Here is a 21,084-nt window from a genome sequence, read left to right as displayed (position 1 = left end):
GTCGCTGTGCGCGAAAGATCGCCGCGCCGTGCCACGTGCGGGTCAGGCCGCGGGGGTCTCCTGCGTGCCCATGAGCTGCGCGCGCCCGAGCAGGTGCCCGCGGAGCATGAAGCCCACGACCGCGGGGGTCGCGTCGGCGGGGACCTCGAGCACGGGGACGTCGAGGGCGCTCAGCGTGAAGAAGTAGCGGTGCGCACCGTGACCCGCGGGCGGAGCGGCCCCGAGGAACGTGTCCGTGCCGAACTCGTTGCGGCGACGGAGCGCCTCGGCGGGCAGCAGGGCGTCATCGGTACCGGCGCCGGCGGGGAGCGAGGTCGCCGAGCCCGGGATGTCGGTCAGGCTCCAGTGCCAGAAGCCGGAGCCGGTCGGGGCATCGGGGTCGTAGACGGTCAGGACGAAGCTCATCGTGCCCTCGGGTGCGTCCGACCACTCGAGTGCGGGGGAGCGGTCCTCACCGCCGACGTCGGAGCCGCGTGCCGAGGTGGGCAGCTCGCCTCCGTCGGTGAAGTCGGGGCTCGTCAGGGTGAAGGACGGGACGTCGGGCAGGTTCCAGTTGGGGTCGTTGGCCATGCCCCAAGCCAACACCCGCTGGCTCGGGCTGCGCTCGGTGCGCGCGCGGGGCTGTGGGAGTTCGCACGCGACGGCCTGGAGGCACGGTGCGGGCCCGCCACGGGCCTCCCGTCCGATGGCGGTCGCCTCGACCGCCCCGCCGGAGCGACAGCGTCGGCGACAGCCGGGCGTCAGCCCGCGAGCACCCGGTCGACCACGCGGTTGAGCGCAGCGGTGGCGGCGATCGCGTCACCGGCGTACGCGCCGGCCATCGCACCGTCGCGCGCGAGCATGAGCTCGTCGGCACCGTCTCCGGGAAGGGGATGTCCGGCCTCCTGCAGCAGGGTCGCCAGTCGTTCGGTGTACCAGTCGCGGTGCACGGCGACGACCTGGCGGACCGGGTCGCGCGGGTCGTGGTACTCGGCGGCGGCGTGCAGGAACGCACAGCCTCGGAACGCCGGGTCATTGACGTCGTCGGCCAGTGCGGCGACCCACGCACGGACGGCCCGGTCGGGGGAGCCGGCGTCGGCGATCAGCTGCTCCATCCGCTCCTGCACGCGCTCGTGCTGGGTGCGGATGTAGGCGAGGATCAGGTTGTCCTTCGACCCGTAGTGCTTGTAGAACGTCGCCTTCGTGACGCTCGCCTCGGAGATGAGGCGGTCGACGCCGACGCCGTGGATGCCCTCTTCGTAGAAGAGCCGCGTAGCGGTCTCGAGGACACGGACCTTCGCGCCGCCGGAGCGGGGAGTCGGGGGGACGCTCGACCCGTCCGGCGACGCGAGGTTCGTGCTCGGGCCGGGGAGACGCTGGACGGCCGGTTGGGGGGAATCGACCGTCACAGCGTGTACTCCTCGGACTCATCGGCTCCGCGACCGGAGTGGGGGGACTCGGTGGTCGCGCAGGACTGATGTCCCGAGCCGCCGGATCGGAACTTAGGGGGGCTTTCGATCCGGCGTGACCAACAGTAGCACAAGGAGGACAGACAGACGAGTCGGTCTGTCCACATTTTCTGTACCCCACTTCGAGTGGCACGCGACCGAGACCGGGAAACTGGGCAGGAGGCATCGACGGATCAGTAGGCTCGTCTGCGATGAACCAGCCAGTGCCACTGCCGCTCGGGGCCCCGGACACGTCGTTCCTGACGTCCGGCGGGGCCTTCGTCCGTCGCACCGTGCTGCCCTCGGGTGTCCGTGTGCTGACCGAGGCGGTGCCGGGCGCCGCGTCGACGAGCATCGGGTTCTGGGTCGGCGTCGGTTCGCGTGACGAGCGCGACGGGCAGTTCGGGTCGACCCACTTCCTCGAACACCTGCTCTTCAAGGGCACCGAGACCCGATCGGCGCTCGACATCGCCATCGCGTTCGACTCGGTCGGCGGTGAGCACAACGCTGCGACCGCCAAGGAGTACACCTGCTACTACGCACGGGTCCGGGACACCGACGTCCCGATGGCCGTGAACGTCATCGGTGACATGGTCACCGGCTCGGTGCTCGAACCAGACGCCTTCGCCGTCGAGCGCGGGGTCATCCTCGAGGAACTCGCGATGGCCGCCGACGACCCGGCCGACGTCGCGGGCGAGGCGTTCTTCGCCGCGGCCTTCGGTGGACACCCCCTCGGCCGTCCCATCGGCGGGACCCCGGACAGCATCCGTGCGGTCCAGCGCGACGAGGTGCTGGCCCACTACCGCGAGCACTACGCACCGAACGGCATCGTCGTGACCGCTGCCGGTGCCGTCGACCACGACCGGTTCTGCGAACTCGTCGCCGGCGTCTTCCACGACGCCCCCGACGCCGAGCCGCTGCCGCGCCGCACGCCCGAGACCGTGGCCGACCCGGTCGAGGCGAAGCTGTCCGTGGTGCACCGCCCGACCGAGCAGGTCAGCATGCTCCGCGGCTCGCAGGGCCTCGACCTGCGCGACGACCGCCGTCCCTCGCTCAGCGTCCTGAACGCCGTGCTCGGTGGTGGCATGAGCTCACGCCTGTTCCAGGAAGTGCGCGAGCGCCGCGGTCTGGCCTACGCGGTGTCGTCGTTCGCCCCCGCGTACCTGGACAACGGCGCCTTCGGTGTCTACGCCGGGTGCGCGCCGGACAACGTCGCCGGAGTCATCGACATCGTCGACGCCGAGTTCCGCCGGATGGTCGACCACGGCATCACCGACGACGAGCTCCGACGTGCCAAGGGCCAGATCGAGGGCGCGCTGACGCTCTCGCTCGAGGACTCCGACGCCCGCATGACCCGGCTCGGCCGTTCCGAGCTCGGCACCGGCGAGTACACCGACCTGTCGACGGCGCTCGAGCGTGTCGACGGTGTCACGACCGACGGCGTGCTCGAACTCGCGCGCGACCTGCTGACCCGGCCGACGATCACCTCGGTCGTTGGTGCCGTGCAGCAGGACGAACTCGCCGCGGCCATCGGGATCGGCAGCTGAGCACGGACATGTCGCACTACCTGTACCTCGTCCGGCACGGCGAACACCAGGACGCCGAACACGGCCTGCGGGACGGCAAGCTCTCCGAACGCGGCAAGCGTCAGGCGACCCTGATCGCGGACCGTCTCGGCGGCGTGCCCTTCGACGGTGTGTACCACTCGCCGCTCGAGGCCCCGAGCGAGACCGCCGCGTTCCTGTCGCAGCGCCTGCCGTCGATCCAGCCCGAGCCCTCGACCCTGCTGTTCGACTGCATCCCCTCTGGCCCGACCCCGGACATGCCGCACGCCTACCAGGGCTGGTACGGCGGCATCACCGAAGAGGAGATCGTCGCCGGGCAGGCCCAGATGGGCGACGCCGTGTCGGAGTGGTTCACCCCGGCGCGCGAGGACCGGCACGACCTGCTGATCACCCACAACGCCGTGATCGGCTGGTTCGTGCGCGAGGCGTTCCAGGCCCCCGAGTGGCGCTGGATGGGCACGAACGTCGCCCACACCGCGCTCACGATCATCCGGATCCGGTCGGCGAAGCCCGCCGAGGTCGTCACCCTGAACGACCTGGCTCACCTGCCGGTGGAGCTGCGTACCGGTCTGCCGGTCGACCAGCCCGTCTAGCGGCTGCCCGTCCGGTTCGCGGTGGCGCGGCCGGGAGGCCCGTGGCGGCTCAGACGATCGGCTTGCGGTACCAGGCGGTGGCGTTCGGGTTGTCGTTGAACGGCTCGACCCGCTGGTACCCGCGGCCGCGGTACATCGCGCCCGCCGCCACGAGCGAGTCGTTCGTGTCGAGGACGATGCTCGTCGCACCGAGGTCGGCCCCTGCCTGCTCGAGCAGGTCCATCACGGCCGTCGCCACACCCGTGCCGCGCCCGGCCGGCGCCACGAAGACGTGCTTGACCTCGAACCGGACGTCGACGGCACCGGTCGCGTCGACCCCGTCCGCGATCCGACGGAGGCCGCCGCAGCCGACCGCGACGTCGTCGTCGTACGCCACCGCGAACACCCCGTTCGGCGGCGTGAACTCGGCCGCGGGGGTGCGCTTCCGCGAGTACGTGCCCTGCGCGCTCGGGAACGTCGCCTCACGCTCGTCCAGGTACGCATCGAGCAGCGCGTCGACCTCGGGCAGATCGGCCGGCACGGTCCTGACCTCGACTGACATGCGTCGATCCTAGGATGGACCGCATGGTCACTCCCGTCGCCGTCGTCGGCGCCACCGGTCGTCTCGGGGGCCTCGTGGCGTCCGTCGTCGAGGAACTCCCGGAGTTCGAGCTCGTCGCCCGCCTGTCGTCGAAGGACGGCGCGCACGAGGCGCCGCCGTCGGTCTTCGGCGGCGCGGCCCTGGTGGTCGACGTGACGGTGCCGTCGCTCAGCCCGGCGATCGTGGAGAACGCGCTCTCGAGCGGCGCGAACGTGCTCGTCGGCACCTCCGGCTGGTCGCTCGACCGGCTCGCCAAGCTCCGCACCGGGCTGCAGGAACGCCCGGACCAGGGGGTGCTCGTGGTCCCGAACTTCTCAATCGGCTCCGTGCTCGGCACGCACCTGGCGACGATCGCGGCCCCGTGGTTCCCCGCCGCCGAGATCGTCGAGACCCACCACGCCGGCAAGATCGACTCGCCCTCGGGCACCGCGGTGCGCACCGCCGAGCTGATGGCCGACGCGCGGCGCGAGGTCGGTCCCGTGGACGCCCCGCACGTCGACCAGCGCGCCCGCGGCCAGCAGGTCGCCAGCGTGCCCATCCACTCGCTCCGGCTCCCCGGGGTGAAGGCCGTGCAGGACGTCGTGCTGAGCGGCCCCGGCGAGACACTGACGATCCGGCACGACACCAACGACGACGTCGCCTACGTCGCGGGCATCCGTGCGGCGCTGGCGAACGTGGTGTCGGCGCGGGGCCTCACCGTGGGCCTCGGCAGCGTCCTCGGGATCGGCTGAGGCGTCATGGGTCGGATGGAGCGGGCCGGACGCACGATCCGCTCGCCGTTCTGGGGTGCGGCGCTGATGGCGGTGCTGCTCGCCCTGTACATCGTGCTCGTCGGGCAGCGCGCCGTCGCCTTCATCGCCACCGGGATCCCGATCGGCATCGGCATCGGCCTCGCGCTGTTCGTCGTCGCCGCGATCGGGGCGCTCCTGCTCGTGCTCGAGTTCCGCTTCGGCATCCGCATCACCCGGCTCGGAGCACGGCTCGAGGCCGAGGGCGGCACCCCGGACGACGTCGTCCCGGTGCGGCCGTCGGGCCGGCCGATCCGCGACGCCGCCGACGAGCTGTTCCCGCGGTACCGCGACGCGGTCGAGCAGGACCCGGCCGACTGGCGTGCCTGGTACCGGCTCGGCGTGGTCTACGACGCCGCCGGTGACCGCAAGCGCGCACGATCGGCGATGCGCACCGCCCTGGCGCGCGCCGCCGACCGCTGACCCCCGGGCCGGAGGCGGATCAGAAGACGGCGTCGATCGCGTCCGCCGCCTGCGTGTACCGGAACGTGTAGCCGGACTCGAGCAGCTTCGTCGGGACCATCCGCTGGCTCGACAGGAGCATGTCGTCGGCGGCGTCCCGCAGCGCCAGGCGCAGGGCGAACTCGGGGATCCGGAAGAGGTACGGGCGGTGCAGGACCTCGGCGACGTGCTTCGTGATGCGGTCGGCGACGACGGGCTCAGGACCCGCCAGGTTCACCGGGCCGGAGACGTCGGGCGCCGCGGTCGCCAGGTGCACGATCGCGCCCACCTCGTCCTCGAGCGCGATCCACGGCCAGTGCTGGCCACCGGTGCCCAGCCGGCTGCCGACGCCGAGCTTGGTCAGCGGGACGAGCGGCGCGAGCGCACCGCCGCCCTTGCCGATGACGATGCCGGTACGGAGCGTGACGACGCGGACCCCGGCGGGAGCGGCGTTCGCGGCGGCTTCCCACGCGGTGCAGACGTCGGCGAGGAAGCCCGTGCCCGGGGCGGCGTCGTCCTGCAGCACGTCGGCCGGGCGGTCGCCGTACACGCCCGAGGCCGAGCCCGACAGGAACAGCGCCGGGGGAGTGGCGGCGTGCCGCATCGCCTCGACCAGGGTGTCGGTGGCGTCGATGCGCGAGCTGCGGATCTCCCTGCGGTAGGCGTCCGTCCACGGCAGCTTGCCGATGTTCGCGCCGGCCAGGTTGATCACCACGTCGGCGCCGTCGAGGATCGCCGGGTCGAGCGGACGCCGCCCCGGCGCCCAGCGGAACTCGGTCGCGGTACGCGCTTCGCGGCGGACGAGCGTGGTGACGTGGTGCCCCGCCTCGCGCAGGGCGCGGACGAGGGGCGTTCCGATGAACCCGGACGAGCCGGCCACCAGGATCGAGAGCGGTTGTTCCGTCGTGTCGGGCATGCCCGCAACGCTACTCACACCGACGTAGGCTTCTGTGTGTGACCGACAGCGAGACCGTACAGCCCGACGCCTCCGTCCCGACCCCCTACGAAGACCTGCTCCGCCGGGTCCTGACCGAGGGTTCGCCCAAGGGCGACCGCACCGGCACCGGCACCCGCAGCCTGTTCGGCGCGCAGCTCCGCTACGACCTGTCGAAGGGGTTCCCCCTCGTCAGCACGAAGCGCGTGCACTTCAAGTCGGTCGCGTACGAGCTCCTCTGGTTCCTGCGCGGCGAGGGCAACGCGACCTGGCTGCAGGAGCACGGTGTCCGGATCTGGAACGAGTGGGCGGACGCCGACGGCGACCTCGGCCCGGTGTACGGCGTGCAGTGGCGCTCGTGGCCCACCCCCTCGGGTGAGCACGTCGACCAGATCGCCCAGGTCATCGAGCAGATCACGACCAACCCGGACAGCCGCCGGCTCATCGTCTCGGCGTGGAACGTCGCCGACGTGCCGGACATGGCGCTCGCCCCGTGCCACGCGTTCTTCCAGTTCTACGTGAACGACGGCAAGCTCTCGTGCCAGCTCTACCAGCGGAGCGCCGACATGTTCCTCGGCGTCCCGTTCAACATCGCCTCGTACGCGCTGCTGACCCACATGATCGCGGCGCAGACCGGGCTCGAGGTCGGCGACTTCGTCTGGACCGGCGGTGACTGCCACATCTACGACAACCACGTCGAACAGGTCGAGGAGCAGCTGTCCCGCACGGCGTACCCGATGCCGACGCTCGAACTCGCACCGCGCGACTCGATCGACGACTACGAGTACGAGGACTTCACCGTCGTCGGCTACGAGCACCACCCGGCGATCAAGGCCGCGGTCGCCGTCTGATGATCGGCATGGTCTGGGCACGCTCGACCACCGGTGTCATCGGTGCCGACGGCGGCATGCCCTGGCACGTGCCCGAAGACCTGGCGCACTTCAAGCAGGTCACCGGCGACGCGACCGTGCTGATGGGCCGACGCACCTGGGAGTCCCTGCCCGAGCGCTTCCGGCCGCTACCCGGTCGGCGCAACGTCGTGCTCACCCGGGACACGTCGTGGACGGCCGACGGCGCCGAGGTCGTGCACGACCTGCACGCCGCCCTCGACACCGACGCGACCGTCTGGGTCATCGGCGGCGGCCAGGTGTACGACGCCGCACTCGACGCGGCCGACCACATCTCCGAGACCCTGATCGACGTCGACGTCGTCGGCGACACCGTCGCACCCACGCTCGGCGAGGCTGCCGGCTGGACGCTCGCCGACGAGGGCCCCTGGCAGGAGTCCCGCACGGGCACCCGCTACCGGTTCCTGGAGTGGCAGCGCCGCGCCTGAGTGCCCGGTGTCACCGGGCGTGACCGGCGGGACGGACGCGATCCGGGCCTCCCGGCCGCGCCGCAGGCGGTCCACCGTCCACACGGACGGCGGTCCTCGCGCGCATCCCCGGTACGCTGGTGCCCGTGTCCCCGCGTGAGAATCCCTTCGGTCAGGTCCTCGTCGCCCTCGTGACCCCGTTCACGGCCGACGGCGAGGTCGACTGGCCCGGCGTCGAGCAGCACATCGACGACTGCATCACCGCCGGCGCCGACGGCATCGTCGTCACCGGCACGACCGGCGAGACGTCGACGCTGACCGACCCGGAGAAGCTCCGTCTGGTCGAGGTCGGCAAGTCCGTCGCCGCCGGCCGCGCGAAGATCATCACGGGCGGCGGCTCGAACGAGACCGCGCACGCGATCCACCTGTACATGCAGAGCGAGAAGGCCGGCGCGGACGGCGTGATGATCGTCACGCCGTACTACAACAAGCCGACGCAATCGGGTGTCCTCACCCACTTCCGGATGATCGCGGACGCCACCGATCTGCCGGTGATCCTGTACGACATCCCGGGCCGCACCGGCATCCCGATCACGTACGACACGATCCTGCGTGCGTCGAAGCACCCGAACATCCTCGCCGTGAAGGACGCCAAGGGCGACTTCGCCGAGGTCTCGCGGGTACTGAACAACACCGACCTCATGTACTTCTCCGGCGACGACACGAACGTGCTCCCGCACCTGTCGATCGGCGCCACCGGCCTGATCGGCGTGACCGCGAACATCACGAGCGCGCCGTACCGCACCATCGTCGACGCCGTGAACCGGGGCGACCTGGCCACCGCGACGGCCGAGCACAAGCGACTCGAGCCGCTCGTCCGCGCCGTGATGACGCACGTTCCGGGTACCGTGGCCGCGAAGTACATCCTGCACGGGCTCGGCCGCATCGGCAGCCCGCGCGTCCGACTGCCGCTCGTCGGCCCCGAGGACTCCGAGGCGTACGCCATCGAGACCTCCCTCGAAGCCGTGCGCGACGTGCCCGGCGCCGACTTCTCGAACTTCCGCCCCGACCGCAACGCGGCGGCCGGCGGTGCACTACCGAAGGTGCCAGGCACCACCCGCTAGCGAACACCGCGGCGCGCAGCACGCGCGTCGCCCGAATCCGTAGGACCGAATGCCCACACAGATCTCCGAACCGCAGCCGCTCGAAGCCGGCACCCTCCGCGTCGTCCCCATCGGGGGCCTCGGCGAGATCGGTCGCAACATGACCGTCTACGAGTACGAGGGCAAGCTGCTCATCGTCGACGCCGGCGTGCTGTTCCCCGAGGAGCACCAGCCCGGTGTCGACCTGATCCTGCCGGACTTCTCGCCGATCCGTGACCGCCTCGACGACGTCCTCGGTGTCGTGCTCACGCACGGCCACGAAGACCACATCGGCGCCGTCCCGTACCTGCTCAAGCTCCGCGACGACATCCCGCTGATCGGCTCCACGCTGACCCTCGCGCTGGTCGAGGCGAAGCTCAAGGAACACCGGATCAAGCCGTACACGCTCGTCGTGGCCGAGGACCAGACCGAGCAGATCGGTCCGTTCCACCTCGAGTTCGTCGCCGTGAACCACTCCATCCCGGACGCCCTCGCCGTCGCGATCACGACCCCCGCCGGTCGTGTGCTGCACACGGGTGACTTCAAGATGGACCAGCTCCCGCTGGACGACCGCATCACCGACCTCCGTGCGTTCGCCCGTCTGGGCGAGGCCGGCGTGGACCTGTTCCTGCCGGACTCCACGAACGCCGACGTGCCGGGCTTCACCGCTCCGGAGCGCGACATCGGCCCGGTGCTCGAGAACATCATCATGCGCGCCCGCAAGAAGGTCGTCGTGGCGAGCTTCTCGTCGCACGTGCACCGCGTCCAGCAGGTCCTCGACGCCGCCGCGGCCGCGAACCGCAAGGTCGCGTTCATGGGGCGCTCGATGATCCGCAACATGACGATCGCCGCCGACCTCGGGTACCTGCGGGTGCCGGAGAACGTGCTCATCGACACGAAGAAGGCGAAGAACGTCCCCGACGACCAGATCGTCTACATGTCGACCGGGTCGCAGGGTGAGCCGATGGCCGTCCTGGCCCGCATGGCGAACCTCGAGCACCAGATCGAGATCGGCGAGGGCGACACCGTCATCCTCGCGTCGTCGCTCATCCCGGGCAACGAGAACGCCGTGTACCGCGTCATCGACGGGCTGACCAAGCTCGGTGCGAAGGTCGTGCACAAGGGCAACGCGAAGGTGCACGTCTCCGGACACGCCTCCGCCGGCGAGCTGCTCTACTGCTACAACATCCTGCGGCCGCGCAACGTGCTCCCCGTCCACGGCGAGCACCGCCACCTGTACGCGAATGCCGACCTGGCGATCCAGACGGGTGTCCCGCCGCGCAACGTGATCCTCGGGCAGGACGGCATCGTCGTCGACCTGAAGGACGGCGTCGCGACGGTCGCCGGCCAGCTCGACATCGGCTACGTCTACGTCGACGGCTCCACCGTCGGCGAGATCACCGACGCCGACCTGAAGGACCGCCGCGTCCTGGCGGAAGAGGGCTTCATCTCGATCTTCTGCGCGGTGGACTTCACCACCGGGCAGTGCGTGATCGGCCCGGAGATCCAGTCGCGTGGCTTCGCCGAGGACGACTCCGTGTTCGACGACGTCCGCCCGCAGATCGCCAAGGCGATCTCCGAGGCTGCCGCGAACGGCACGCGCGACTCGCACGCCTTCGCGCAGGTCGTCCGTCGCACGGTCGGTCGCTGGGTGAACACGAAGCACCGTCGTCGTCCGATGATCGTCCCGGTGGTCATCGAGGCGTAGCGTCCGCCCCCGCTCTGGAGGCCCGTCCAGCGTCCGTCACGGACGCTGCGGCGGGCCTTCCTGCGTTTGTCCTGAGCGGGCGTTAGGGTTCTGCCCATGGCCGGAGGCACCAAGTCGACCACGCGCTCGCGCGCGTCCACGTCGTCCCGTGGCAACGGGACGCGCGGTTCGTCGCGCACCCAGGCCACGACGAAGAAGCTGCCGCAGGCTGCACCCACACCGGTGTTCCGCGAGCAGAACCCGCTCGTGACCTTCTGGCTCGCGATGGCGCACGGCGTCGGCGCGATGTTCCGGCTGCTCGGCAAGGAGACCCTCGAGAAGGACCAGCGGCGCGACGGGTTCCCGTTCCTGCTGTTCCTGCTGGCCATCGCCGGCGGGGTCGTGGAGTGGCTCAACCCGACCAACAGCGTCTCCGTCGCACTCGATGCGTACACGTTCGGTGGGCTGTTCGGCCGCCTGGCGTTCGCCCTGCCCGTCATCATGATCGTGTTCGCCGGGTGGCTGTTCCGGCACCCGGCCTCGGTGCACGACAACACCCGGATCGGCATCGGCCTGGGCCTCCTGATCGTGTCGATCGCCTCGCTCTGCCACGTCTTCGGTGGCCGACCGAGCGCGGCCGACGGCATGCCCGCGCTGGCCGCCGCCGGTGGGGTGCTGGGCTGGGTGGTCATCGGCTGGCTCGTCACGATCGCGACCGCCTGGGTGGCCGTCCCCGTGGCGATCGTGCTGCTCGTGCTCTCGCTCTTCATCATCACCAAGACGCCGCCGAACAAGCTCGGGCGACGCCTGCACGAGCTCTACGCCTACCTGTTCGGCGCGCCGGCCCCCGCAGCCGAGCCCGAGGCCGACGCCGCCGCTGCGGCGGAGCCCGCCGCCCGCGCCCGCACCTCGAAGCGCGGCAAGAAGGGCGGCGCCGACTTCCAGCTGTTCGACGACCTCGGGTTCGGTGACGAGCAGGCCGCTGCCGACGCCGAAGCCGGTGGCGACAATGTGCCGTGGTGGCGCCGGAACAAGTCCGGGCGCGAAGAGGACCCGGCGTACGACAGCCCGGTGCTGCCGCCGGCCACCGGGGTCGCCCCGGCTGCCGCTGCCGTCGCACCAGCTGCGCCCGTCGTGCCCGCTGCCCCCGCAGTGAGCCCGAACGCCGGTGCCGCCGCCGGGCTCGTCGACCTCACGCCGGCCGAGCCCGCGTCGGTAAACCTCAACGACTCCGTCGAGCAGGACCTGCAGGACGCCGAGCAGGCGCTCCGCGCGTTCGGCACCGACGTCCCCGCGCGGCCGGAGCCGACGGCCGACATCCGTCCCGCGGTGCCGGAGGTGCTGTCCGAGCCCGAGATCGTCGACGAGCCGGAGGACATCGACGCCGCCGCCGAGCTGAGTGCGGCCGCCGCCGGTTCCGACGACGATCCGTCGAAGCCCTACCGACTGCCCGCCGCCACGACGCTGAGTTCCGGGACGCCCTCGGTCGCGCGGAGCCAGGCGAACGACGACATCGTCGCCGCCATCACCGGGGTGCTCACCGAGTTCAAGGTCGACGCGAAGGTCACCGGGTTCTCCCGCGGGCCGACGGTGACCCGGTACGAGATCGAGCTCGGCCCCGGCGTCAAGGTCGAGCGCGTCACGGCCCTGTCGAAGAACCTGTCGTACGCGGTCGCCTCGAACGAGGTCCGCATCCTGTCGCCGATCCCGGGCAAGAGTGCCATCGGTGTCGAGATCCCGAACACCGACCGCGAGATCGTCTCGCTCGGTGACGTGCTGCGCTCGAACGCCGCCCGCAAGTCGAAGCACCCGATGACGATCGGCGTCGGCAAGGACGTCGAGGGCGGCTTCGTCGTCGCGAACCTGGCGAAGATGCCGCACCTGCTCGTCGCCGGCTCCACCGGTTCCGGCAAGTCGGTGTTCATCAACTCGATGATCACGTCGCTGCTGATGCGCGCGAAGCCGTCCGAGGTCCGCATGGTCCTGGTCGACCCGAAGCGCGTCGAACTCTCCATCTACGCCGGCGTCCCGCACCTCATCACACCCATCATCACGAACCCGAAGAAGGCGGCCGAAGCGCTGCAGTGGGTCGTGAAGGAGATGGACATGCGGTACGACGACCTGGCGTCGTTCGGGTTCCGCCACGTCGACGACTTCAACAAGGCGATCGAGAACAACGAGATCGTCCTGCCGGCGGGCAGCGAGCGGAAGCTCAAGCCGTACCCGTACCTGCTCGTCGTCGTCGACGAGCTCGCCGACCTCATGCTCGTGGCGCCGCGTGACGTCGAGGAGTCGATCGTCCGCATCACCCAGCTCGCCCGTGCCGCCGGCATCCACCTGGTGCTCGCGACGCAGCGCCCCTCGGTCGACGTCATCACCGGCCTGATCAAGGCGAACGTGCCGTCGCGCATCGCCTTCGCGGTGACGAGCGTCACGGACTCCCGCGTCATCCTCGACCAGCCCGGCGCCGACAAGCTCATCGGTCAGGGCGACGCGCTCTTCCTGCCGATGGGCTCGTCCAAGTCGCTCCGCGTGCAGGGTGCCTGGGTGCAGGAGGGCGAGGTCGCCGAGGTCGTCCAGCACGTCACGCGTCAGGCGCAGCCCGAGTACCGCCAGGACGTCCAGGCCGTGGTCGAGCGCAAGGAGATCGACGCCGACATCGGCGACGACCTCGAACTGCTGCTCGCGGCCGTCGAGCAGGTCGTGTCGACCCAGTTCGGTTCGACGTCGATGCTGCAGCGGAAGCTCCGCGTCGGCTTCGCCAAGGCCGGTCGTCTGATGGACCTGATGGAGTCGCGCGACATCGTCGGGCCGTCCGAGGGTTCGAAGGCCCGCGACGTCCTGGTGACCGCCGACCAGCTGCCCGCGGTGCTCGCGAAGCTCCGCGGCGAGGAGCCGCCCGCCGCGGCCGCTCCGGCAGCGCCGGCCCCGACGCCGTCCGGCGACGGTGACCGCTACGGAGCAGACCCCGTCGGGGACATGACCCGCGGGTACGATGAAGTCCACGACGAGCCCGATGAGGACGCGTGGGGACTGACGGGCAGGGAGTGACGGCGATGACCGCCTCGGACAGCACGAACACCACGCACGGCGCACGGTTCCCGTGGCGCGGGCGGCTGCTGCGCAAGGGCCCCGGCCCGGCGTCGACCGCGAACGTCGCGAACATCATCACGGTGGTGCGCATCCTGATGGCGCCGCTGTTCTTCGTCCTGCTGCTCGCCGACGCCGGCAACGACGGACCCCTGCGCATCTGGGCCGCGGTCGTCTTCGTCGTGGCGATCGTCACGGACAGCGCCGACGGCATCATCGCCCGTCGGCAGAACCTGGTCACGGACTTCGGCAAGCTCGTGGACCCGATCGCCGACAAGGTGCTCATCGGCGGTGCGCTCGTCGCGCTGTCGATCCTGGCCGAGCTGCCCTGGTACGTGACCGTGCTGATCATGGTGCGCGAGATCGGCATCACGGTCTTCCGGTTCGCGGTGCTCTCCGACCGGGTGATCCCGGCGAGCCGCGGCGGCAAGATCAAGACCGTGCTGCAGGCCGTCGCCCTGACGGCGGCGCTGTTCCCGTGGTGGAACCTGGTCGGCGACTGGGCGCACTGGGTCAACGGCATCCTGATGACGGCCGCGTTCCTGGCAACGATCCTGAGCGGGATCGACTACCTCTGGCAGGCATGGAAGCACAACCGCACCACCGCATGACCGGACCCGACCGCTCGACGCAGGCCGCGCCTCCCGTCCCGGTCGCACCGGGACTCATCGCCGAACTGACGGCGCGGGGAGAGACACTCGCCGTGGCGGAGTCGCTGACCGGCGGCCTCGTGGTCGCGACCCTCGTCGACGTGCCGGGCGCGAGCGCCGTCGTCCGCGGTGGCGTCGTGGCCTACGCGACGCCCGTGAAGCACTCGGTGCTCGGGGTCTCGGCGGAGCTGCTCGAGGCCGAGGGCGCCGTGCACCCCGAGGTCGCCCGGCAGATGGCCGCCGGTGTCCGGATCGCGCTGTCCGTCGACGGGGAACCCGCGACGTGGGGGATCAGCACGACCGGCGTCGCCGGCCCGGATCCGCAGGACGGCAAGCCCGTCGGCACCGTGTACCTGGGGATCGCCTCCGCCGCGGGGGCAGAGGCCTTCGAGCTGCGCCTCGACGGTGACCGAGGAGCAATCCGGCACGCCACCGTCTCCGAACTCCTTGCACGGATGTCGTCCGAGGTCCGGGGCCGGGAATAGGTCCCGTTTCCACTGGGTTACATCTCACGAAATCTCCAGCAGTACGGCAGCCAGCCTGGCTAACATGCTGCAACCGGCAACGCTATTGTTGCTGAACCCGAACTCGATCCACCGGACCGAGCGGGCGCGGAGACGACAGAGAGGAGGAGTTCTCATGGTTCTCGTTCGTCAGGAAATCGGCGATGTGCTCCGGGACTTCCGCTTGCAGAAGGGCCGGACCCTCCGTCAGGTCGCGTCCAAGGCCAGTGTCGCGCTCGGGTACCTCAGTGAGGTCGAGCGTGGGCAGAAGGAAGCCAGCTCGGAGATCCTCGCGTCCGTCGCGGATGCTCTGGACACGCCGATCTCGACCATCATGCGCGAAGTGGGCGACCGCCTCGCGATCGTCGAGGGGCTGACCCCCGTCCCCGACACGCTCCCGGACGACCTCGTCGCCGAGTTCGACAACGACCTCGCGGTGCGCTGAGCGCATCGCACCGAACGCCCTCGCCGGTCCTTCCCGGCGGGGGCGTTCTGCGTTCCGGCCCGCGACCACGCGCCTAGGCTGGTCGGATGCGCGTGAGTGAGTTCTGGCGAGCCGTCGACCAGGTGTTCGGTGAGGCCTACGGTTCCGTGGTCACCCGTGACGTCGTGCTCGAAGGGCTCGGCGGTCGCTCCGCCGTGGACGCCCTCGCCGCCGGTGTCGACGCCCGCCGGGTGTGGGACGCCCTGTGCGACTCGCAGGACGTCCCGATGGACCGTCGGCACGGCAAGGGCCTGGCCGAACCCCAGGACTGAGCCGGTTCCGCGGGGTCGAGCACCCGAAACTGTGTTCGGCGTGTTGCTCGAACGCGTGTTCGATCGGTGGTAGCTTCCTCCACAGCGGCGTCGCCCGGGTGTTCCATCCACAGATCGCGTGACCGTCGGCAGTGATGTCGGTGGCTCGCCATAGGTTGATGGACATCGGGAACAGCCCGAAGCCTTGTCGCAGAACCACCGGCCTTGCACCATCGGCCGGCGTGGACGCGACAGCCTACAGGCGGCCGAACACGAGCACGAAGGAGCACCCCATGCCATCACCGGCAGACCGCGAGAAGGCCCTCGAGACCGCACTCGCACAGATCGACAGGCAGTTCGGCAAGGGTGCGATCATGCGCCTCGGTTCGGACGAACGCGCACCCGTCAACGTCATCCAGACCGGGTCGGTGGCGCTGGATGTCGCGCTCGGCATCGGTGGCCTGCCCCGTGGCCGCATCGTCGAGATCTACGGCCCGGAGTCGTCGGGTAAGACGACCCTCACCATCCACGCCATCGCCAACGCCCAGCGCGCCGGTGGCATCGCGGCCTTCATCGACGCCGAGCACGCGCTCGACCCCGAGTACGCCAAGAAGCTCGGTGTCGACATCGACGCCCTGCTCGTGTCGCAGCCCGACACCGCCGAGCAGGCGCTCGAGATCGCGGACATGCTGGTCCGCTCCGGCTCCATCGACCTCATCGTCATCGACTCCGTCGCGGCCCTCGTGCCCCGTGCCGAGATCGAGGGCGAGATGGGCGACTCGCACGTCGGTCTGCAGGCCCGCCTCATGTCCCAGGCCCTGCGAAAGCTCGCCGGTGGCCTGAACCAGACGCAGACCACAATGATCTTCATCAACCAGCTGCGCGAGAAGATCGGCGTGTTCTTCGGTTCGCCCGAGACCACCTCGGGTGGTAAGGCGCTGAAGTTCTACGCGTCCGTCCGTCTCGACATCCGTCGCATCGAAACGCTCAAGAGCGGCACCGACGCGGTGGGCAACCGCACACGCGTCAAGGTCGTCAAGAACAAGATGGCGCCGCCCTTCAAGCAGGCCGAGTTCGACATCCTGTACGGCGTCGGCATCTCGCGCGAAGGCTCGCTGCTCGACTTCGGTGTCGACCACGGCATCGTCAAGAAGTCGGGTGCCTGGTACACCTACGACGGCGACCAGCTCGGGCAGGGCAAGGAGAACTCGCGTTCCTTCCTGATCCAGAACCCCGAGATCGCTGCCGACATCGAAGGCAAGATCCTCGCCAAGCTCGGCGTCGGCGGCGCCAAGGCCGAAGACGCCCCGGTCGAGTCGATCGCGCCGAAGCTCGCGGAGCGCAAGGGCGCGTGAGCACCGACCACGACGACGACGGCCTCGCACCGGTCACCGATCTGTTCGGTGCGAGGTCGCGTCGTCGCGCTCCTGTCACGCCGGTGATGCCCGCCATCCCCGAGCCTCCGGTGTCACCGGACGAACCGCGCGACTCCGACGGCTGGGCCCTGCCCGAGTCCGACGAAGGCCGGGCGGACGAGTTCCCCGCATCGTTCGACGCCGATTCGCCGGTGCCCCTGCACGGTGCCCGGGGGCCGGCGGCGTGGGTGTCGCCCGTGATCGGCGACGGCAGCGGGCGCTCGAGCCGTGCGGAGCAGGACGGCTACGACGCCGAGACCGCTGATGCCACCACCGCGTCGGTGTTCTCCATCGCCGGCGGCGAGGAGATCGACCCGGCCGACGCACCGCGTCCGCTCGATGAACAGCGGGCGGATGCCGAACGGATCAGCCTGCGCGCGCTCGGCCGCAAGGGCGTGAGTGAGTCCGAGATGCGGACCCTGCTGCTGCAGCAGGACCTCGACCCCGACGTGGTCGAACACGAGATCGAACGGTTGACCCGTGTCGGGCTCCTCGACGACGTCGCCCTCGCCACCGACCTGGTGGATCGACTGCACGCCCGCAAGGGCCTCGGTCGACAGGGTGTCGTGACGGAGCTTCGTCGTCGGGGCATCGACCAGGTGGCGATCGACACCGCACTCGACGAAGCCGCCGACGACGAGGACGACGAGTTCCTCCGTGCGCAAGAGCTCGCCGACAAGCGGGCGCCGCAGATGCGCGGGCTCGACCGGGCCACGGCAGAACGTCGGCTGTCCGGCTTCCTGATGCGCAAGGGCTACAGCTCCGGCGTCGTCCGGATCGCTGTGGCACGTGCCCTCGACGGCGGCGGGAAGCGACCGCAACCCGGCCGCGGGACCGTCCGGTTCGAGTAGTCGCTCCGACCTACACTGGAACGACCATGGCCACCGTCGAAGCGCGCCCCCGCACCTACGAAGTCCGCACCTACGGGTGCCAGATGAACGTGCACGACTCCGAGCGGTTGAGCGGGTCGTTGCAGGCCGCGGGCTACACCGCGGCGGACGGTGCGCAGGCCGACGTCGTCGTCATCAACACCTGCGCGGTGCGCGAGAACGCGGACAACCGTCTCTACGGCAACCTCGGGCAGCTCGCGGGGATCAAGCGCGAGCACCCCGGCATGCAGATCGCCGTCGGCGGGTGCCTGGCGCAGAAGGACAAGAACGTCATCCTCGAGAAGGCGCCGTGGGTCGACGTCGTCTTCGGCACGCACAACATGGGGTCCCTGCCGACCCTGCTCGAACGCGCACGGCACAACGACGAGGCGCAGATCGAGATCCTCGAGGCGCTCGACGTCTTCCCGTCGACGCTGCCCACCAAGCGCGACTCGACGCACAGCGGGTGGGTCTCGATCTCGGTCGGCTGCAACAACACCTGCACGTTCTGCATCGTCCCCTCGCTCCGCGGCAAGGAGAAGGACCGCCGACCCGGTGACGTCCTGGCCGAGATCCAGGCGCTCGTCGACGACGGCGCGATCGAGGTCACGCTGCTCGGGCAGAACGTGAACTCCTACGGGGTCGAGTTCGGCGACCGACAGGCGTTCGGCAAGCTGCTGCGGGCCACCGGCACCATCGAGGGGCTCGAGCGCGTCCGCTTCACGAGCCCGCACCCGGCGGCCTTCACCGACGACGTCATCGACGCGATGGCCGAGACCCCGAACGTGATGCCCCAGCTGCACATGCCGCTGCAGTCGGGTTCCGACCGGGTGCTCAAGGCGATGCGCCGGAGCTACCGCAGCGAGCGGTTCCTCGGCATCCTCGACCGCGTCCGCGCGAAGATCCCGAACGCGGCGATCTCCACCGACATCATCGTCGGGTTCCCCGGTGAGACCGACGCCGACTTCGAGGACACCCTGCGCGTCGTCGAGCAGGCGCGGTTCGCCTCGGCGTTCACGTTCCAGTACTCGATCCGCCCGGGCACGCCGGCGGCGACGATGGACGACCAGCTGCCGAAGCACATCGTGCAGGAGCGCTACGAGCGACTCGTCGCCCTGCAGGAACGCATCACCGCGGAAGAGAACGCGCTGCAGGTCGGCCGGAGTGTCGAGGTGCTCGTCGCCTCCGGTGAGGGCCGGAAGGACGACGCCACCCGCCGGCTCTCCGGTCGCGCGGAGGACTCCCGGCTCGTGCACTTCACCGTGCCCTCCGGGTCCGAGGTCCCGCGCCCGGGCGACGTGGTCACCGTGGACATCACCCGCGCTGCACCGCACTTCCTGCTCGCCGACGACGACGCTCCGCTGCGCATCCGACGCACCCGGGCCGGTGACGCCTGGGACCGCGCGCAGGCCGAGAGCTGCGGCGTGCCCACACCCGCTGCCGCCGCCGGCGACGGGCCCCGTCCGGTCTCGCTCGGGCTGCCCACGCTCCGTGTCGGGCGCTGACCTGCCGCCCGCCGGTGCCACTGCGGCTGCCACTGCCGACCTGATCGCGGTGGTCGGGGCGACGGGCACCGGGAAGTCCGACCTCGGCATCGCGATCGCGGAGCGGCTGCGTGCTGCCGGCCGCCCCGCGGAGATCATCAACGCCGACGCCATGCAGCTGTACCGGGGCATGGACATCGGTACCGCGAAGCTCCCGCCGGCCGAACGGCGCGGCATCCCGCACCACGAGCTCGACGTGCTCGACGTCACCGACGAGGCGAGCGTCGCCGCGTACCAGGACGCCGCCCGGGCCGACGTCGACCGGATCCAGGCCGACGGTGGCGTGGCCGTCCTCGTCGGCGGCAGCGGCCTCTACGTCTCCGCGGTGCTCTTCGACCTGGCGTTCCCGGGCACCGACCCCGCGCTCCGTGCGCAACTCGAGCGCGAGCACGAGGAGCTCGGCCCGGGCATCCTGCTCGAGCGACTCCGCGCCCTCGACCCGGCGGCCGCCGCGACGATCGACGCACGCAACCCACGGCGGTTGATCCGTGCACTCGAGATCGCGAGCCGATCCGAGGTCGTGACCCCGAGCCTCCCGGCCGCGCCCCGCGCCTGGCGACCGTCTCGGATCCTGCACCTGCGGCGTGACCGCGAGCAGCTCGTGTCGGCGCTGCACGGGCGGGCCGCGCGGATGTTCGAGGCCGGACTCGTCGACGAGGTCGCGGCGCTCCGCGAGCAGGGACTCGAGCAGGGCAGGACCGCGCGGGGCGCCATCGGGTACTCGCAGGCGCTCGAGGTGCTCGCCGGCACGTCGACCCGCGAGCAGGCGGTCGAGGCGACCGGCATCGCGACCCGGAAGTACGCCCGGCGGCAGGTGTCGTGGTTCCGCCGGTACGCCGAGGCCGAGACGCTCGACGTCACGGGGGCGGACCGCGGCGACCTGTCGGAACTGGCCCGTAGGATCGTGCCGTGACCGAGCTGCACTTCACCAAGGGCCAGGGGACCGGCAACGACTTCGTCCTGTTCGCCGACCCCGACGCCACCGTCGACATGACCCCCGAGCGGATCCGCGCCATCGCAGACCGACGCTTCGGCGTGGGCGGCGACGGCGTGATCCGGGCGGTTCGGTCCGAGGCGATCCCCGAGGGGCGTGCGCTCGTGGCCGTCGAGCCCGAGGCCACGTGGTTCATGGACTACCACAACGCCGACGGCACGGTCGCGGAGATGTGTGGCAACGGCATCCGCGTGTTCGCCCGGTACCTGACCGAGTCCGGCCTGGTCGAGCTCGCTCCCGGCGAGACGCTCACCGTGGGCAGCCGCAAGGGGCTGGTCGACATCCAGCGCACCACGAACGGGTTCGCCGCCGACCTCGGCCGCTGGGGCCTGGGCATCGAGGGCGGTGGTTCCGACGACGTGCTCGTGCGGGCCAAGAACCTCGACGGGGCGCGGCCCGGCATCGGCATCGACGTGGGCAACCCGCACGTGGTCGTCGCCGTCGAGACCGAGGACGAACTGGCCGACCTCGACCTGACCTTCCTGCCGGTGCTCGACCCGGCACCGGAGCACGGCGCGAACGTCGAGTTCGTGCTGCCCGGCGACCCCCTCATCAAGGACGGCGTCGGCGAGATCACGATGCGGGTGCACGAGCGGGGGAGCGGTGAGACGCTCTCGTGCGGTACCGGGGCCGTCGCGGCGGCCCTCGCCACGCGCTACTGGGTCGGTGCGGGGGCGCCGGACACCTGGCGCGTGCGGGTGCCGGGCGGGCTGCTGACGGTGCGGATGACGGCGACCGAGGACGGCGAGCACGTGTCGTTGTCCGGTCCCGCCGAACTCGTGTTCTCGGGCGACCTGACGGTCTGACGCGGG

The 21,084-nt window shown here is 70.8% G+C and carries 22 protein-coding genes; 18 read left to right on the top strand and 4 right to left on the bottom strand.

Annotated features, from left to right (window positions below; all coding sequences use genetic code 11):
- Positions 1–42 precede the first annotated feature (42 nt).
- Together BIU89_RS05120 and BIU89_RS05115 are read right to left on the bottom strand one after the other, a co-directional pair.
- Positions 43–570: a YbhB/YbcL family Raf kinase inhibitor-like protein gene (locus tag BIU89_RS05120; RefSeq protein ID WP_071245005.1), complete on the bottom strand. Its 528-nt coding sequence runs from the start codon at positions 568–570 to the stop codon at positions 43–45.
- 170 nt (positions 571–740) lie between these two features.
- Positions 741–1,388, bottom strand: a complete 648-nt coding sequence (locus BIU89_RS05115; RefSeq protein ID WP_071245004.1) for a TetR/AcrR family transcriptional regulator — start codon at positions 1,386–1,388, stop codon at positions 741–743.
- 251 nt (positions 1,389–1,639) lie between these two features.
- On the opposite strand from BIU89_RS05115, the gene BIU89_RS05110 reads away from it, so the two are divergent.
- Both BIU89_RS05110 and BIU89_RS05105 read left to right on the top strand, forming a co-directional pair.
- Positions 1,640–2,974: a M16 family metallopeptidase gene (locus BIU89_RS05110; protein WP_071245003.1), complete on the top strand. Its 1,335-nt coding sequence runs from the start codon at positions 1,640–1,642 to the stop codon at positions 2,972–2,974.
- Between the two features lie 8 nt (positions 2,975–2,982).
- Positions 2,983–3,585, top strand: a complete 603-nt coding sequence (locus BIU89_RS05105) for a histidine phosphatase family protein (protein WP_027464756.1) — start codon at positions 2,983–2,985, stop codon at positions 3,583–3,585.
- Positions 3,586–3,634: 49 nt separating this feature from the next.
- Here BIU89_RS05105 and BIU89_RS05100 read toward each other — a convergent pair whose 3' ends face one another.
- Positions 3,635–4,126, bottom strand: a complete 492-nt coding sequence (locus BIU89_RS05100; RefSeq protein ID WP_071245002.1) for a GNAT family N-acetyltransferase — start codon at positions 4,124–4,126, stop codon at positions 3,635–3,637.
- Between the two features lie 23 nt (positions 4,127–4,149).
- Between BIU89_RS05100 and BIU89_RS05095 the strand changes: the two genes are divergently transcribed.
- Together BIU89_RS05095 and BIU89_RS05090 are read left to right on the top strand one after the other, a co-directional pair.
- Positions 4,150–4,896 carry a 4-hydroxy-tetrahydrodipicolinate reductase gene (locus BIU89_RS05095; protein WP_027464757.1) on the top strand — a complete coding sequence of 249 codons (747 nt, stop codon included), beginning with the start codon at positions 4,150–4,152 and terminating at the stop codon, positions 4,894–4,896.
- A gap of 15 nt (positions 4,897–4,911) precedes the next feature.
- Positions 4,912–5,376: a tetratricopeptide repeat protein gene (locus tag BIU89_RS05090; RefSeq protein ID WP_071245001.1), complete on the top strand. Its 465-nt coding sequence runs from the start codon at positions 4,912–4,914 to the stop codon at positions 5,374–5,376.
- A 19-nt stretch (positions 5,377–5,395) separates the two neighbouring features.
- Here the strand turns inward: BIU89_RS05090 and BIU89_RS05085 are convergent, their stop codons facing one another.
- Entirely contained in the window at positions 5,396–6,310 is a 915-nt protein-coding gene (locus BIU89_RS05085) for a TIGR01777 family oxidoreductase (RefSeq protein WP_071245000.1), read from the bottom strand.
- A gap of 38 nt (positions 6,311–6,348) precedes the next feature.
- Between BIU89_RS05085 and BIU89_RS05080 the strand changes: the two genes are divergently transcribed.
- The 14 genes from BIU89_RS05080 to dapF all read left to right on the top strand — a co-directional run bounded on the left by BIU89_RS05080 (position 6,349) and on the right by dapF (position 21,078).
- Positions 6,349–7,179, top strand: coding sequence for a thymidylate synthase (locus tag BIU89_RS05080; RefSeq protein WP_035807687.1), 831 nt, complete (start codon positions 6,349–6,351; stop codon positions 7,177–7,179).
- Positions 7,179–7,664: a dihydrofolate reductase gene (locus BIU89_RS05075; RefSeq protein ID WP_071244999.1), complete on the top strand. Its 486-nt coding sequence runs from the start codon at positions 7,179–7,181 to the stop codon at positions 7,662–7,664. The genes BIU89_RS05080 and BIU89_RS05075 overlap by 1 nt, the downstream gene beginning before the upstream one ends.
- A gap of 125 nt (positions 7,665–7,789) precedes the next feature.
- A complete protein-coding gene (dapA, locus tag BIU89_RS05070) occupies positions 7,790–8,767 on the top strand; it encodes a 4-hydroxy-tetrahydrodipicolinate synthase (protein WP_071245048.1) in 978 nt (325 codons plus the stop codon).
- 49 nt (positions 8,768–8,816) lie between these two features.
- On the top strand, positions 8,817–10,493 hold the full coding sequence (locus BIU89_RS05065) for a ribonuclease J (RefSeq protein WP_027464761.1): 1,677 nt from the start codon (positions 8,817–8,819) through the stop codon (positions 10,491–10,493).
- Positions 10,494–10,589: 96 nt separating this feature from the next.
- Positions 10,590–13,523 carry an FtsK/SpoIIIE family DNA translocase gene (locus BIU89_RS05060; protein ID WP_071244998.1) on the top strand — a complete coding sequence of 978 codons (2,934 nt, stop codon included), beginning with the start codon at positions 10,590–10,592 and terminating at the stop codon, positions 13,521–13,523.
- Positions 13,524–13,528: 5 nt separating this feature from the next.
- Positions 13,529–14,173 (top strand): CDP-diacylglycerol--glycerol-3-phosphate 3-phosphatidyltransferase, encoded by a 645-nt coding sequence (gene pgsA, locus BIU89_RS05055; protein ID WP_035807862.1) that lies wholly within the window; start codon positions 13,529–13,531, stop codon positions 14,171–14,173.
- A complete protein-coding gene (locus BIU89_RS05050) occupies positions 14,170–14,697 on the top strand; it encodes a CinA family protein (protein ID WP_071244997.1) in 528 nt (175 codons plus the stop codon). The genes pgsA and BIU89_RS05050 overlap by 4 nt, the downstream gene beginning before the upstream one ends.
- Before the next feature lie 154 nt (positions 14,698–14,851).
- The gene (locus BIU89_RS05045) at positions 14,852–15,160 is read left to right on the top strand and encodes a helix-turn-helix domain-containing protein (RefSeq protein WP_027464765.1); all 309 of its coding nucleotides are present in this window, start codon (positions 14,852–14,854) and stop codon (positions 15,158–15,160) included.
- A gap of 86 nt (positions 15,161–15,246) precedes the next feature.
- Positions 15,247–15,471 carry a DUF3046 domain-containing protein gene (locus BIU89_RS05040; protein ID WP_027464766.1) on the top strand — a complete coding sequence of 75 codons (225 nt, stop codon included), beginning with the start codon at positions 15,247–15,249 and terminating at the stop codon, positions 15,469–15,471.
- A 272-nt stretch (positions 15,472–15,743) separates the two neighbouring features.
- Positions 15,744–16,805 (top strand): recombinase RecA, encoded by a 1,062-nt coding sequence (recA, locus tag BIU89_RS05035; protein ID WP_027464767.1) that lies wholly within the window; start codon positions 15,744–15,746, stop codon positions 16,803–16,805.
- Positions 16,802–17,716, top strand: a complete 915-nt coding sequence (locus tag BIU89_RS05030; RefSeq protein WP_071244996.1) for a regulatory protein RecX — start codon at positions 16,802–16,804, stop codon at positions 17,714–17,716. Before recA ends, BIU89_RS05030 begins: the two co-directional genes overlap by 4 nt.
- 26 nt (positions 17,717–17,742) lie before the next feature.
- Entirely contained in the window at positions 17,743–19,239 is a 1,497-nt protein-coding gene (miaB, locus tag BIU89_RS05025) for a tRNA (N6-isopentenyl adenosine(37)-C2)-methylthiotransferase MiaB (RefSeq protein WP_027464768.1), read from the top strand.
- Complete coding sequence (miaA, locus tag BIU89_RS05020; protein ID WP_254791495.1) at positions 19,226–20,191, top strand: tRNA (adenosine(37)-N6)-dimethylallyltransferase MiaA; 966 nt, start codon at positions 19,226–19,228, stop codon at positions 20,189–20,191. Before miaB ends, miaA begins: the two co-directional genes overlap by 14 nt.
- Positions 20,188–21,078 (top strand): diaminopimelate epimerase, encoded by an 891-nt coding sequence (dapF, locus tag BIU89_RS05015; RefSeq protein ID WP_071244995.1) that lies wholly within the window; start codon positions 20,188–20,190, stop codon positions 21,076–21,078. Before miaA ends, dapF begins: the two co-directional genes overlap by 4 nt.
- Positions 21,079–21,084: the final 6 nt, after the last annotated feature.

The organism is Curtobacterium sp. MCBA15_005, assembly GCF_001864855.1.
Taxonomy (GTDB): Bacteria; Actinomycetota; Actinomycetes; order Actinomycetales; family Microbacteriaceae; genus Curtobacterium; species Curtobacterium flaccumfaciens.
The sequence above is the reverse complement of the archived record's forward strand: the minus strand, read 5'-3'. Positions and strand labels throughout refer to the sequence as shown.